The organism is Martinezella tropici (assembly GCF_003287875.1).
Lineage (GTDB): Bacteria > Pseudomonadota > Alphaproteobacteria > Rhizobiales > Rhizobiaceae > Rhizobium > Rhizobium tropici_C.
Map to the genome: position 1 here is coordinate 277643 of NZ_QMKK01000042.1, position 13530 is coordinate 291172.

At 58.7% G+C, this 13530-nt stretch carries 12 protein-coding genes; 3 read left to right on the forward strand and 9 right to left on the reverse strand.

All coding sequences use genetic code 11. The annotated features are described in order from the left end of the window. The first annotated feature begins 220 nt into the window (after window positions 1-220). Window positions 221-1147 (forward strand): NAD(P)-dependent oxidoreductase, encoded by a 927-nt coding sequence (locus tag DQ393_RS17715; protein ID WP_112343048.1) that lies wholly within the window; start codon window positions 221-223, stop codon window positions 1145-1147. Between the two features lie 69 nt (window positions 1148-1216). Further along, window positions 1217-2938 carry an extracellular solute-binding protein gene (locus DQ393_RS17720; protein ID WP_141720059.1) on the forward strand — a complete coding sequence of 574 codons (1722 nt, stop codon included), beginning with the start codon at window positions 1217-1219 and terminating at the stop codon, window positions 2936-2938. A 65-nt stretch (window positions 2939-3003) separates the two neighbouring features. Here the strand turns inward: DQ393_RS17720 and DQ393_RS17725 are convergent, their stop codons facing one another. Genes DQ393_RS17725 through DQ393_RS17750 form a run of 6 tightly spaced genes read right to left on the reverse strand, consistent with a single transcriptional unit; the run spans window position 3004 to window position 9959 of the window. Then, window positions 3004-3984 carry an ABC transporter permease gene (locus DQ393_RS17725; RefSeq protein ID WP_146758987.1) on the reverse strand — a complete coding sequence of 327 codons (981 nt, stop codon included), beginning with the start codon at window positions 3982-3984 and terminating at the stop codon, window positions 3004-3006. A gap of 50 nt (window positions 3985-4034) precedes the next feature. After that, entirely contained in the window at window positions 4035-5552 is a 1518-nt protein-coding gene (locus DQ393_RS17730) for a sugar ABC transporter ATP-binding protein (RefSeq protein WP_112343050.1), read from the reverse strand. Continuing rightward, on the reverse strand, window positions 5549-6574 hold the full coding sequence (locus DQ393_RS17735) for an ABC transporter permease (RefSeq protein WP_112343051.1): 1026 nt from the start codon (window positions 6572-6574) through the stop codon (window positions 5549-5551). The genes DQ393_RS17730 and DQ393_RS17735 overlap by 4 nt, the downstream gene beginning before the upstream one ends. A gap of 15 nt (window positions 6575-6589) precedes the next feature. Continuing rightward, window positions 6590-7696, reverse strand: a complete 1107-nt coding sequence (locus DQ393_RS17740; RefSeq protein WP_112343052.1) for a sugar ABC transporter substrate-binding protein — start codon at window positions 7694-7696, stop codon at window positions 6590-6592. A gap of 55 nt (window positions 7697-7751) precedes the next feature. Beyond that, window positions 7752-8813, reverse strand: a complete 1062-nt coding sequence (locus DQ393_RS17745) for a ketopantoate reductase family protein (protein ID WP_069613505.1) — start codon at window positions 8811-8813, stop codon at window positions 7752-7754. Between the two features lie 57 nt (window positions 8814-8870). Beyond that, the gene (locus tag DQ393_RS17750) at window positions 8871-9959 is read right to left on the reverse strand and encodes a ketopantoate reductase family protein (protein WP_210209428.1); all 1089 of its coding nucleotides are present in this window, start codon (window positions 9957-9959) and stop codon (window positions 8871-8873) included. Window positions 9960-10324: 365 nt separating this feature from the next. Between DQ393_RS17750 and DQ393_RS17755 the strand changes: the two genes are divergently transcribed. Beyond that, the gene (locus DQ393_RS17755) at window positions 10325-11419 is read left to right on the forward strand and encodes a LacI family DNA-binding transcriptional regulator (protein ID WP_112343054.1); all 1095 of its coding nucleotides are present in this window, start codon (window positions 10325-10327) and stop codon (window positions 11417-11419) included. Between the two features lie 28 nt (window positions 11420-11447). Here the strand turns inward: DQ393_RS17755 and DQ393_RS17760 are convergent, their stop codons facing one another. The 3 genes from DQ393_RS17760 to DQ393_RS17770 form a co-directional block, all read right to left on the reverse strand. Further along, complete coding sequence (locus DQ393_RS17760) at window positions 11448-12221, reverse strand: SDR family NAD(P)-dependent oxidoreductase (RefSeq protein WP_112343055.1); 774 nt, start codon at window positions 12219-12221, stop codon at window positions 11448-11450. A gap of 386 nt (window positions 12222-12607) precedes the next feature. Next, a complete protein-coding gene (locus tag DQ393_RS17765; protein ID WP_112340189.1) occupies window positions 12608-13033 on the reverse strand; it encodes a type II toxin-antitoxin system VapC family toxin in 426 nt (141 codons plus the stop codon). Next, window positions 13033-13287 carry a type II toxin-antitoxin system Phd/YefM family antitoxin gene (locus DQ393_RS17770; protein WP_112340188.1) on the reverse strand — a complete coding sequence of 85 codons (255 nt, stop codon included), beginning with the start codon at window positions 13285-13287 and terminating at the stop codon, window positions 13033-13035. Before DQ393_RS17770 ends, DQ393_RS17765 begins: the two co-directional genes overlap by 1 nt. Window positions 13288-13530: the final 243 nt, after the last annotated feature.

Genomic DNA, 13530 nt, shown 5'->3' on the forward strand with positions numbered 1-13530 from the left:
GAAGCTACGGGTGAATACGCGCTTCGACAAATCTTTAATTATCCGAAACGGATATTTTCAATACAGCAAACGATCTGCCTGCGGCGTTAGTATTTCAGCAGGAGGAGAGTGCATGCACCGAGCGGTCCGACGGCCCAATTGGCTTGTTCGCGCTCCTTCGTGAAATGACGGCATCGAATATTTCTGGATCGCACCTGCTTCCAGGCAAGAAAGGTTATGCATGAGCGACACGTTGAGAGTGGGTTGGGCGGGCATCGGAAAGATGGGGGCCCCCATGAGCAGGCGCGTTCTGGAGCGCGGATATCCCCTGTCCGTCTATGAACCGCTGCCGGAAAACCGCGCGTCGGTCGTCGCCCAGGGCGCGAACGTCGCGTATAGCCTCGAGGATCTCGTCGAGGCCTCGGACGTGATCATACTCACGATTCCGAACGATGCCATTTTGCGCCAGCTGACGCTCGGGCCATCGGCACTCGTCGATCTCCTCAAGCCCGGCCAGATCCTGGTAGAGATGAGCACCGTCTCGCCCGAACTCTCGGCCGAAGTCGCCGAGGCACTCGTCCGCAAGAGGGTCGCCTATCTTCGCGCGCCGGTTTCAGGCAGCACCGTCACGGCATCGTCAGGGATGTTGTCGGTGATGGTTTCGGGACCCGAAGCGGACTACCGCAAGGTCGAGCCGATTCTTGCAAGCTTTGCGGCGAAGCAGTTCTATCTCGGCGAGGGTGAAGAGGCTCGTTATCTGAAACTCGTCCTGAACGCCCTGGTCGGTGCGACCGCGGCCCTGCTTGGAGAGGCCCTGACGCTCGGGCTCAAGGGAAATCTCTCAGTCGAGACGATGCTGAATGTCATCTGTGAAAGCGCCGTTGCCTCGCCGCTGATCGCCTACAAGCGGAACCTGCTGGTGAAACGGAATTTCGATCCGGCATTTTCGGTTTCACAGATGATGAAGGACTTCGATCTCATTCTCGGCGCTGCGAAGTCTGACCACGTACCGATGTATCTCGCCTCTATGATCCGCCAGCAATATGAGGCCGCCTTCGCCGATGGTCTCGCCGAAAAGGACTTCTTCGTTCTCTTCGAACAATACGAGCGCCTTGCCGGTTTGAAGCGAGATCAATCCGGATCATCGCACGTACTCAAGGCCATATAGGCAGACTGGTGAAAGGACGACTTGCCAGCTAGTGTGATCGTCGGAAACGCGACGGTTTGGGAGGCCGACGTGAACGAATATGAGATGTTGCGCGTCATCGATTTCATCGAGAAGACGCGCCGGCCCTTTCGAGAGGTTGTGGCGGAGGCCGACGATGATGCCATCTGGCTTATCGTCACCTTCCTGATCAAATCGCATATTCTCAGCCAGACGGTTTCGATTTCGACCCTTGGGCAGGAATCCGGCCTGCCTTACGCGACGTCGATGCGGCTGATCAACAGGCTGATCGACAGCGGTTACATCGCCAAGGTTGCGAAAGGTTCTTCGGGCAAGAGCTTTGCGCTGCAGCCCAGCGAGCAGCTTCTCCGCTCCTTCGAAGTCTACGCGCGAAAGACGAAATCCCTTCTTGCGCAGACCCTGGGCCTGCGTGCCGGCGAAGAGGAAGACGAGTATTATTTCGGCGGGACTCCTCTGGGGTCGCAGATCATTCCGCCAATGCGTCTCGTCCAGAAGCGTGCTGAATCGCAGATCGAACTGCGCTTCCTGCTGAACGACGACAATTACTTCTCGGCCATGCGCAACATGTGGGCCGACTTTCGCAATAACCTCGCCTCGCGCAAGAATTTCGATCTGCTGCCGCTTCCCGAGCTCTATCGCCGGGCGCGTGAGAATGGCGCCAAGCCCCGCTCCGATTACGACGTTATCGCGATCAACATGCCCTGGCTTGGCGAGTTCGCAGAAAGCGGCGTCATCCGGCCGATTGACCAATATGTCCAGAAGACCGGCATCAATCCGCTCGACTTCCACCCGTCGATCTGGTCGGCCGCGACCTGGGAAGGCAAAGACTACGGCGTCCCGGGCTATTGCACGGTCGAGTTCCTGGCTGCCCGCAAGGACCTATTTGCCGACGCAGGCCTGTCCTTCCCCAAGACCTTTGACGACGTCATCAGCGCCGGACGCAAATTCCATGCACCTGATGACGGGATGTACGGCGCCGTCTGGGATGGCGCACGTGGCATGCCGATCGCGTCGAGCTTCCTGTTCTTCATGGGCGCCTGCGGCCATCCCGCCATTTCGCTTCGCAAGACGCGTTCTGGTTTCACTCTCGATGGAACTAATCTCGAGGAACTGAGCTGCACCATCCTGTCCGATGCCGGATTTGCGGCACTCGATTACATGCGCCGGCTGGTGGAGATATCACCGCCGACGATCCTCGAGATGGCGTGGGACCAGACACTCGAAGTGTTTTTGAAGGGCAAGGCAAGCCTTGGTTACTTCTGGACCATGCGCGCGGCTCGCTTCGAATATGACGTCCAGTCAGTGGTCAAGCGCCGGGTCGAGTATCTGCCGCAGCCGTTCGGACCTGGAGGCACCCGCGCCTCTCCGATCGGCGGCTTTCTCTTCTGCATCCCGACCAATCTGCCCGAAGAGCGCGTCGAACTGGCCGCCGACGCGATCGCTTGGATGGCGTCGCGGGAAGCTATGAAGGCGCATGTGAAGAACGGCTTCCCGGTCGCGCCGCGCTTTTCTGTCAGCGCCGATCCGGAAGCGGCTGCGAGCTCACCGATCGTGCGCTTCGTCGACCAATTGGCAAAGAAGAACCTTCTTCATACCTGGCAGCGCCCCAATATTCCGCAATACACGACAATTGAGAAGGTTCTGGGCGTAGAGATCCATGACGCCCTGCTCGGCAACAAACCGACAAGACTTGCTCTCGAGGACGCGTCGGCCCAGATCGAAGCCAGCCTCAAATCCACGCAAAGAGACTGGGTCAGGCGAAGCGCGGTCTAGCGCAACGCAAAGGGGCGGTCCGAACGAACCGCCCCTTGATCTCTCATAACCGGCCGCAAGCGGGACTATTTGATGATGCCGAGCTTGCTGCGGTCGGTCGTCAGCGCCACTGCAATCAGCGCAGTGAGACCGAACACGATGTTTTGCGCCGTCGGCTGCACGCCGATGATGACTGTCACGATGCGCAGCCAGGACGTGATCAGGCCGCCGACGACCGCCGGAAGCAGCCCGCCGACACCGCCCGAGATCGCAGTGCCGCCGAGCACGACACCGACGATGGACAGAAGCAGCAGGTTGCCGGCAAGAGTTGGCGAACTGAATGTGGTGATGGAAATCAGGAACAGACCCGCGACCGCCGCACAACCGGCCGAAATTGCAAAGATGACGGTACGGACGGCGACGACATTGACGGCAGACATGATCGCGGCCCGCTCACCGGTGCCGAGCGCGTAAATGTCCCGTCCAAAGCGCAGATATCGCATCAAAAAGCCGAGCACCGCGACAATGACGATCAGCGCAATTATCGTGTTCGGGATCTCTGCGGTGTTGTTCGAGAGATAGGCAACGAAAAAATCATTTTCGGGGATCGGCTCCGCCGTCGCGTTTGAAAGAAGCAAAGCAAGCCCTGACAACATGCTTAGCGTACCGAGCGTGACGATGAAAGATGGCAGTTGGAGCCAGGAATGCAGAAAGCCCTGGGTCGCACCGAATGCTATGGCGAGCAGGATGACGACGAGCGACGTCCATGGGCCAAAGATCGGATTGAGGACGACGACAAGGACGCCGGTGAGTGAAGCGACGCCGGCGACTGACAAGTCGATACTGCCCGCCAGGATCGGCAGCGTTCCGCCAATTACCAGCGCAATGATCGGCGCCGCATCGGACAGGAAGCTCAGGAGCGAGTCCAGCTCGATCACGCCGGGGGCAATCACCGCGCTGATCGCCACAAGCGCAATCAGAACGGCCAGCGGTCCAAGCGATCTCATCAAGCCCGGCCTTTGGCTGCGGAGCGCCGAGATCAGCGCGCTGTCCAATGTATTTTCCATGATCGTCAATCCCTTATCCGAAGTCCAACTTGGGCGCCGTCACGTCCGGCTCAGACCATGGCCGCGACGACTTCCTCTTCTTTCGGCAATGCGCCATTGGCGAGGTCGAAATGCGCGGTGATCTCACCATCCCGCATGACCAGGATGCGGTCCGAGAGCTCAACCAGCTCCGAGATCGTGTCGCCGACGAAGACGATCGACAGACCTTTCTCCGCCTGCTGCCGGATAACGGCAAACAGATCGTCGCGGGCGCCGGGATCGAGTCCACGGCTGGGGTGGTCGAGGAAGAGAACCTTTAACCGTTTCGCCAAAAGCCACTTTGCCAGGACAGTCTTCTGCTGGTTGCCGCCGCTCAGGCTCGATATCGGCGCATATGGCGTGTGCATCTTGACCTTGAGGCGCTTCATCCACTCAAGAGCCGCCGGCCGTTCGCTGCTTCGCCTCAGGATGACCGAGCGCCAGCCATAGTCGAGGCCGAACGTGAGAACTGCGTTCTCGAAAAGAGACCGGCTCGGCAGCATGCCCTCCGCCCGGCGATCAGCCGGCAGATATCCAATACCCTCGCGTACCGCGTTTCGCGGACTGCCCGGGGTCATCGCCCTGCCCTCGATCGCAATCCTTCCGGAATCGATCCGCTCTGCGCCAAAGACGGCTCGGCACAATTCCTCGGCGCCTGAACCCAGCACTCCGGCGATGCCCAGAATCTCGCCGCGACGAAGTTCGAAACCGACATTGCGGAAATGCTGTGCGCTGCCAAGCTGCTCGATCTTCAGCACCGGCTTGTCATCGGATGCCGCAGGCCTCCGGATAGATCGCGCGTTGCTCAACCGCTGACGTCCAACCATCAGCTCGTAGAGCTCATTTCGGTCGACTGAACGGCTTTCACGTTCGGCGACCTTGCGGCCGTCGGTCATCACGACGATCCGGTCGCTGATCTCCAGGACCTCCTCAAGCCGATGCGAGACGAAGATAATCGTCGCATTCCCACGCAACCGGTTTATCTGCTTGAAGAGCAGTTTGATTTCTTCAGGTGTGAGAACGGAGGTGGGCTCATCGAAGAGAATGACCGGAGGGCGATCGACGAGTTCCTCGATCGCGAGAACCTTGGCGAGCTCCACCTGCTGGCGTTCGGCGAAGCGCAATTCCTCGACGAGAGCCTTCACCGGCAATTCGACCGAGATTTTCCGCAGTTGCTCCTCAGCCGCCTTGTTCAGCGCTCCCCACCGGTAGAGACCGTTCTTCATGGCCGGGTGTGGCTTGTCGAGGAAGATATTTTCCGCAACTGTCAGATTCGGAATGAGAGACTGCTCCTGATGAACCATGCCGATGCCGAAGCTGCCGGCGGTGGACGCCGAATCCAGTACAATCGGTTCGCCATCGAGAATGATCTGCCCGTCATCGGGCATTGCCAATCCCGCCAGGATCTTGAGAAGCGTCGACTTGCCCGAGCCATTCTGGCCAATCAATCCGAGAACCTGGCCAGCCGGGATTTCGAGATCAATCCCTTCGAGCGCAACGACGCTGCCATAGGTCTTGCGGACACCTTTGAGAACGAGCGAGCCTGTCATTTTACGACCCTCAGTTTGCGACGGCGATGCCAGCCGCCTGCAGCAACGGCGACTACGATGACCGCGCCGCTGATGATATGACGCGTATAGGGCCCTGCGCCGATCTGGATCAGGCCGTTGTTCAGCACCTCAAGCAGCAGGGCGCCCAGTGCCGATTGAACCGCGCCGCCACGTCCACCCGTCAGAACGGTGCCGCCGAGAACAGCAGCACTGATCGCGGGAAACAGAAGTCCGTTGCCGATATTCGCGTTACCGGTGCTGAGCTGAGCGGAAAGCAGCACGCCGCACATGCCCGCGAGCAGACCGCAAATCGAAAAGGCCGCGATCTTTACCCACCGAATGTGCAGACCGGATGCGACCAGCAGGCCTTCGTCTCCACCGATCGCGTAGATCATGCGGCCTAGCCGCGTGAAATTCAGGACCAGCTGGCTGACGATGATGACGGCGAGCGCGATGTAGACGATAAGGCTCAGATCGAAGATTCGAACACGGGCTAGATTGAGAATGAGCGGATCGTTGATCTGCGGCACGCGCGACGGAAAGAGAACGGCGGCAATACCGAGCCCGACAAACCAGGTTCCGAGCGTCACGATCAGCGACGGCATCTGCAACGCCGCATTGAGCACAGCGTTGAAGAAACCGAAGCCGAGGCCGACCGCCAGCGCCGCCAGCAGGCCGACCAGGCCGTAGTCGTTGCCGTTGACGCCGTTTGCGACAAGCAGGGCAACGATCATGCTCGTCGTCGCCATGGTGCCTTCGACCGACAGGTCGATGGAACCCATGATGACGACGAAGCTGATGGCAGCGGCGAGAATGGCTGGAACCGCCGCTGCCTCAATCACGGATTTGAGGTTGTCGATCGTAAAGAAGCTACCGCTGACCAGCTGGAAGCCTACGGACAGCACGATGAGCGCCACGATCGGGCCTGCAAACTGCGTCCATGACAACTTGCTTCTGATTTCGCCAAAAAGCGCCAGCGAGCGAGCGCCGGTTTTGGAGTTCATACTGGTAGCGGCGTCCATCGACCCCTCCTCCGATTACTTGTTCTCGTTTGCGCCTTCCGGAATCTGGCCCGCAGAGTCCTTCCAGAAATCTTTCTTGATTTCATCGTAGGTGTATTTCGGCGCGTTCTTCTTGAGATCGAGATACTTGTCGACGTTATCTTTCGTCACGACGTCCTGCTTGATGTAGAAGTCGCGCTGGGCATGCGTCAGCTTTTCCGGGTCGATATCGCCGACAGCAGCGGCATAGGCTAGAGACATCGAAACGGCGCCCTGAAGAACGGGATCGTTCCAGACGGTGGCGAGCATATCGCCGCTCTTGACCATTTCGAGGCCAATGTTCGACCCATCGGAACCAGTGACCAAAACCCTGCCGTTCAAGCCCTTTTCCTTGAGCGCGGCAACAGCGCCGCGACCCATCGCATCGTTCGATGCAAAAATGCCCTGCAGCTGGTCGCCGTAGCGAGCAAGCCACGTTCGCGTGATGTTCTGAGCCTTGGTTTCCTGCCAGTCACCGACCTGCGTGTCGACGAGCTCAAGCCCCGGGCATTCCTTCAGGCCCTTCTTCAGGCCTGCAATGCGCTGGAATGCCGGCGGCGTCGACGGGACGCCCTCGATGGCTGCGATCTTGCCCTTGCCGTTTAGCGCCTTGCACAACGCCATGACCTGATAATAGCCGGACATCACGCCGTCGAAAGACGTGTGAGCGACCCAGTACTTGGAATCCGTATCCCAGGGGTGGATGTCCTCGGGCCGGTTCCAGATCGTTACGACATGAACCTTCGACTTGGCTGACCGGTTCACGACGGCCTTTACGAAGGCGTTAGACGACGGATCGGTGGCAAGCGCGCACTGGTTGCACCCGGCAGAATAAGTCGCGCCGAGCTGCGCCAGCAGCTGATCACCCTGGTAGTTGCTCGTCAGCACGACGGGCTCCTTGCCGAGCGATGTACCGATATCCTTTACACCTTGCAGATACTCGGACCAATATTCGGAGGCGGTCTCGTCGATGCCGACAATCAGCTTTCCTCCCTTGGCCTCATCGGCATTCGCCGGCGCGGCCGAAAGAGTCACGCTGGCGCAGAGTGCCGCTGATGTTAATAGCCACCGCGCGACGGCTCCGAATTTCAAACGCGATTTCATGCCATTCTCCTCCTCAGGTTAGATGATATCTCGCCTTTCCGTTCGCGCCGGGAGTTCATCCGCGATCGCTGACGGCCCGGTATGTTTCGATCAGTAGAGCAGCGTTCTCCGGACGCGCTTCGAGGCGGCCGGCCTCAATGTCGTAGGCGACTTCCATCACCCGCTTGTTGACCGGTGCCTCTTGCCCGTGGGCGCGCAGGATGTCGACGACAACACCGTTGACCTCCTGCACTTCCGCCCGGCGCCCCTTGCGCCAGTCCTGCAACGACGTCGTCAGCGTGTCTTCGCGCGAGAAGGTCTTCAGCACCTCCTCGAAGATCTGGTCGACATATCGTTCCGGATGGTTGGTGGTGACCGGCGGCATACCGATGATCGGAATGATCTTGGCACCATCTGCCAGTGCCGCCTGCATCGCCTCGTAGCCGGCCGCACGCATGACTTCGAGCATGCCGGGGGCACGCGCCGCGTCGTTGAGCGGCAGGTTGATGATGGCCGATGGAATGAGCTCGGCAGCATTGACGACCAGCTTCATCCACTTGGCGGACCGGATATCCTCCATCACCTCGACGGTGCCGGAGTTCCTGAGCAGGTTGGCGACGTCTTCGACGCGCTCCTGCGTCTTCGGATCGAGCGCGCCGAGCGCAAACCAGGACTCATCATGGTCGTTCTGCCGGTTCGTAATGCCGGGAATGAACATGTTAGAGGCAATCTCAATGACCGCACCGATGGTGCGCTCGCGCCCCACTACCGCAGCGATATCCTCATGCGTCATGCCGTTCTGCAGGCCAACGATAAGCCCATCGGGGGCGAGGCAGGGCTCGATCAGTTGACAGGCCCATTTCGTGTCGTAGGCCTTGACGACGAGGAAGACGACATCGAACGGTTCCTTGATCTCGGCGACCTGGCAGAGATGAAGCGCGGGCACCTTCGCATTGATGGTGCGCGTCGGCAGATTGACGGTGATGCCATTCTGGCGAATCGCATTGACGTGGTCCGGCCACTGTTCGATGAAGGTGACATCCAGTCCGGCGAGCGCAAAGTCCGCGCCGATGGACGCACCCTGCGCTCCGGTGCCAACAAACGCGATTCTGGGGCCGCGCGCGTTATCCCAACTCATAGACTTCTCCTTTTCCGTGACGCAGCTTGCGCGCCTTGCTTTAAATTCCGTCGCCGCTCACGCGCCGAAAAGCGCGCTGTTCGACGGCTGCGGGACAAGCCTGCCGCGCTCGATCGATCGAGCGAGTTCGACAACCCGCTGGTTGACAGGGGCGCTCTGCCCCGCCTTTTCCAGCATCGCGACAACATGCCCGTTGATATCGAGGACCTCGCTCCGCCGCCCCTTTCGCCAGTCCTGCAGCACCGTCGTGAGGGTGTCCGGCATCATGAAGGTCCTCAACACCTCGTCGAAGATTGCATCGACATAGCGCTCGGGGTCATTCGCCGTGGTCGGCGCCATGCCGAGGATCGGAACGATGGTGGCGCCATCGGCCTGAGCTGCGCGCATCGCCTCGTAGCCGGCGCTTCTCATAACGGCTTCCATTCCGGGGACCTTAACAGCCTCGCTAAAGGGCAGATCCAAGATCGCAGAGGTAACCAACTGCGCGGCATTGACGATCAGCTTCATCCACTTGGCAGAGCTGATATCGTCGGACACCTCGACCCGGCCGCTCGCGCGGAGCAGTTCGGCGATCATCTCGACGCGGTGTCGGTTGGCCGGATCGAGCGCACCGAGCGCGAACCATGACGTGTCGTGATCGTTCTGCCGGTTCGTGACGCCCGGGACAAACATGTTCGACGCCATATCGAAGACCGCGCCAACGGTTCGCTCGGCGCCGACTACCGTGGCAATCGCATGTTGCGTCATACCGTTCTGGATACCGACGACGAGCCCATCAGTGGCGAGAACCGGTTCGATCAGCTGGCAGGTCCAGGAGGTGTCGTAGGCCTTGACAATGACAAAGATCAGATCGAAGCGCTCCCGAATTTCAGCGACTTGGCAAAGATGTTTAGCGCAAACGTTTGCATGAATTGAGCGAGTCGGGAGGTTCACCGTGATACCGCGAGCGTTCATGGCGTCAATGTGCTCGGGCCACTGCTCGATAAACGTCACATGCAAGCCTGCCTGTATGAAATCCGCGCCGATCGAGGCACCTTGGGCGCCTGTCCCGACAAATGCAATTTTCAGATCGCCCCCTGAAGACCAAGCCATTGCGCACTCTCTCCACAATCGGCACCGCACAGTGCCGCTCCATCCGGGTAACATGCTTAGGAGGCGCACAAGTTTGAGTCAAGAGCAAACGTTTGCTCAGTTCTGGCACGACGATTATGGAGATGCTTCATTTCTGCTATGCAAAGCTAATGTTTTCAGTCTCTTGACTACCGCCGTATTGAGCAATCGATTTCGCGATATATGGAAAAAAACATACCGCGCTGGCCAATCTTCCTACGCAAAAACTACCTTTGGTGTGCGAAGCATACGAAATGACGCGCTGAGATAGCTGATCTTTGGTTCGCCGAGAGGCTTGAACATCTAGAACGCTGCTACTTTCGCCGACCAATCCGCACCTTGTGCGCAAAGGTTTGATCGAATATTTTCCCGGGTACACGGGCTAAAAAGCGGGCATCCTCATGAGCGAAAATCCAAAACATCCCGGCAGCAAGCGTCCACGCGCGACGATCGTGGATGTCGCCAAGAGCGCGGGTGTCCACGTCTCGACGGCTTCACGCGCCCTCAGCTCTGGCGCGACGCATCGGATATCCAGCAAGGTAGTGCGAAAAATTGAGAAGGTGGCCGAGGAGCTCGGATACACACGGAATTCGCTGGCCTCGAGCTTGCGCACCCAGAAGACAGGAACCATTGGCCTCGTCGTCCCCAATCTGAGCGACCCGCTGTTTTCTCCGATTATCGCCTCCGTGGAAGAACGCGTGGCCAATGAAGGATATGTTACCTTCGTCGCCAATTCCGACTACAGCGCCGCGAAGCTTCGCTCAATAATCGAGCGCATGAGCGGTCAGTTCGTCGCCGGTCTGGTCGTCGCCAGCTTCGAGTTGAACGACCCCGCCGTCGATCTCTGCCTTGAGTTAGGCATACCAACCGTCGCCGTTCTTCGAGATCCTCGCGATAGCCGCATTTCTTCTGTCTGCATGGACGACGCGGCGGGTGTTCAGGCGATGGTCGAGCATGTTCTCGACCTCGGCCATAAGGATATCACCTATGTCACACCGCCATTGGCGGCCTCCACCGCCCAAAACAGGCTCGCCGGGTTCAATGCGGCGATGCGCCTTCCAAAAGCCGCCGACTGCCGTTTCGAAGTCGTCGAAGCCCGCGCCTATGACGTTGCAGAAGGCGAGCGGATTATGGCGCATATGCTAGCGTCCGGGCTCACCAGCACTGCCGTTATGGCGTTCAATGATCTTCTCGCCGTCGGCTGTCTTGCCGCAATGAGGGCAGCTGGCGTAAGCTGTCCGCAGGACATATCGCTGACCGGTGTGAACAACCTGCCCTTCATGAACATGCTCTTTCCTCCGCTGACAACTCTTCATACGGCGGGAGGTGATCTCGGATTCGAAAGCGCCGATCTGCTCATGAGCCTTATCAAGAACGGCTCACAGCCGGTGAAGCGGATCCTGTTGACACCGCACCCAGTCCTCAGGGGCAGCACCGGGCCGGCACCCCGAGCCTCATTGTCGAGTGATGCAGGCAAGACACCCGCGGTCGTATAGACGCGGCTTGCCCGTCTAGCGTCGACCATCACGTTAGCCGACAACCACCATTGACATCGAGCGTCGCACCAACGAAATAGCTTGCGTCCTTTGTCGAGAGGAAATGGATCGCCGAAGCGATCTCCGTCGTTGCGGCCGGACGGCCCATCGGTATCTTGGCCCATTCGATTTCGCGCATCGCTTCTGCTGAAATGCCGCGCTTCTCCGCCTCGACCGCCAGGGCATTGTAATGCATCGGCGTATCGATATTGCCAGGCGCAATGCAATTTACCCGGATTTCAGGGGCGAGTTCGATCGCGACGCTTTGCGTCAATGAAATCAGCGCGGCCTTGGAAGCACAGTAGGGACTGAAGAAGGCGTGCCCTTCTCGCCCCCAATAACTACCCACGTTGACTATGGATGCATCACCCGCCGCTCGCATCAAAGGCACGGCAGCGCTGATGAACTTTACATTCGCCCGCAGATTGATGTTCTGCACCTTGTCCCAAAGGGACATGTCGATGTTTGCAATGCTGACGGCGGGATGATTGATCGCCGCAATCAGTCCGAGAAAGCGCAACGGAATGCCAGTCTGTGCTGCCCCCTCGATCACCCGTTCGATTTCCGCGTCGCGCTCGAGATCTATTTGCATACCGATGCTGGTCCGTCCAAACTCGGAAGACAGCCCCTCTGCTAGCTCAACAACTTGCGAAGCACGGTCACACAATAGAAGCGACCAGCCACTTTCGGCAAAGCGCCGCGCAGTAGCTCGGCCGACTTCACCCGACGCGCCGGTTAGAATTGCCAGTTTTGTGTCCGACATAGATTTTTTCCTCCCGATAATCGACGTCGCTGACGATCGTAGAGAAGAGATCGGAAATATGAACGAGAATATTGTCCATTTTGGATGTCAATCTTCGAAGCCCTCGTTTAACGGCCATACACTTTCCGACAAGTCTTTGCGACGGCGCCGGAATTGAATGAGTGCTCTTGAAAGGATCAGAACCGCACATCATGCTATTTGGATCGGCTCAACGTCAGCCTTAAGATGCAAGGTAGATCAATAATTTAGCGTCCCGTCGATACCAGTCTTTCTGGCACCGCCGACGTAAACGCTTCCATTCTCATCTACCTTGACTTTGATCCGCCCATTTCGGCCAATGCAACGCCCTTGGGCCGCGACATACTCCTTGTCTGGAATCTCAACTGTTACGCGGGCATATCCCACGGATTCATGAGCATCACCCCCATGCCATCGAAATCCTTAACGTTTCGCGTAACCAGTATCATGCGCCGGGTGAAGGCTACCGCAGCAATGTAGGCGTCATTGATCGGCTTGGGATCGGGAACATGCCATTTCGCTGCCTGAACGGCCGACGCCTCGTCCAGCGGCAGGATGCGGCCGGAAAATGCCGTGAGGACGATATTTTCCAGCCAGCCGCGCAGCACCTTGCCTGCGACTGCGTCATTATGTTCGACCAGCCGGACGCCAATCTCTAGCTCGTGCAGAACCACGGATGAAATAAAGCATTCGGCCGGATCGACTGTTTCGTTCCAGACCACGACATTGGGGTCGGCCTTGCCGCTCGCGACCTTGCGGAGCTCGGACACGACGTTGGTATCGAGCAACAGCATCAGGACAGGTCAACCGGCCTGGCATATTCAGTACGCTGCGGGAGCGGCAAATCAACGTCATCCCCACCTGGCGCGGCCAGCATATCACCGAGAGTCCGCATTTTGCCGGTAAGCCGCTTGTACTCATCGAACGACAAGAGGACGTGCGCGGGGCGTCCCCTGTCAGTGATGATCACAGGTCCTTCCTGTGCGGCCCGCTTCGCGCGCCCAAGATCCTGATTGAGTTCACGGCCTGAAAGCATGGTGACGGTCATGGTAAGCTCCAAAGTTCGTGATCTCGATATTTGTGGTTACGTAACTACATTTAATTCACGGAAGCCGGAAACGCAAGGGGAGCGGTGCAACGGCTCGTCTCTCAGAGTTTTGGGGCCACCGTTTTGATTACCACCGGGGTAAGATTTGAGAGGTTCAGGGACGGCAACGCCCACAAGTGCGGAAAGCCTTCGAAGCCACTGTCGTCGGGACGGCAGGCTTTGAAATCATGTCGACCCGAGCTT

Bases quoted from the DNA above. Each gene is read 5' to 3' on its own strand.
- DQ393_RS17755 (WP_112343054.1), top strand. From the start codon at position 10,325: ATGAGCGAAAATCCAAAACATCCCGGCAGCAAGCGTCCACGCGCGACG.
- DQ393_RS17725 (WP_146758987.1), bottom strand. From the start codon at position 3,984: ATGGAAAATACATTGGACAGCGCGCTGATCTCGGCGCTCCGCAGCCAA.
- DQ393_RS17715 (WP_112343048.1), top strand. From the start codon at position 221: ATGAGCGACACGTTGAGAGTGGGTTGGGCGGGCATCGGAAAGATGGGG.
- DQ393_RS17760 (WP_112343055.1), bottom strand. From the start codon at position 12,221: ATGTCGGACACAAAACTGGCAATTCTAACCGGCGCGTCGGGTGAAGTC.
- DQ393_RS17745 (WP_069613505.1), bottom strand. From the start codon at position 8,813: ATGAGTTGGGATAACGCGCGCGGCCCCAGAATCGCGTTTGTTGGCACC.
- DQ393_RS17750 (WP_210209428.1), bottom strand. From the start codon at position 9,959: ATGTTACCCGGATGGAGCGGCACTGTGCGGTGCCGATTGTGGAGAGAG.
- DQ393_RS17770 (WP_112340188.1), bottom strand. From the start codon at position 13,287: ATGACCGTCACCATGCTTTCAGGCCGTGAACTCAATCAGGATCTTGGG.
- DQ393_RS17735 (WP_112343051.1), bottom strand. From the start codon at position 6,574: ATGGACGCCGCTACCAGTATGAACTCCAAAACCGGCGCTCGCTCGCTG.
- DQ393_RS17730 (WP_112343050.1), bottom strand. From the start codon at position 5,552: ATGACAGGCTCGCTCGTTCTCAAAGGTGTCCGCAAGACCTATGGCAGC.
- DQ393_RS17740 (WP_112343052.1), bottom strand. From the start codon at position 7,696: ATGAAATCGCGTTTGAAATTCGGAGCCGTCGCGCGGTGGCTATTAACA.
- DQ393_RS17765 (WP_112340189.1), bottom strand. From the start codon at position 13,033: ATGCTGTTGCTCGATACCAACGTCGTGTCCGAGCTCCGCAAGGTCGCG.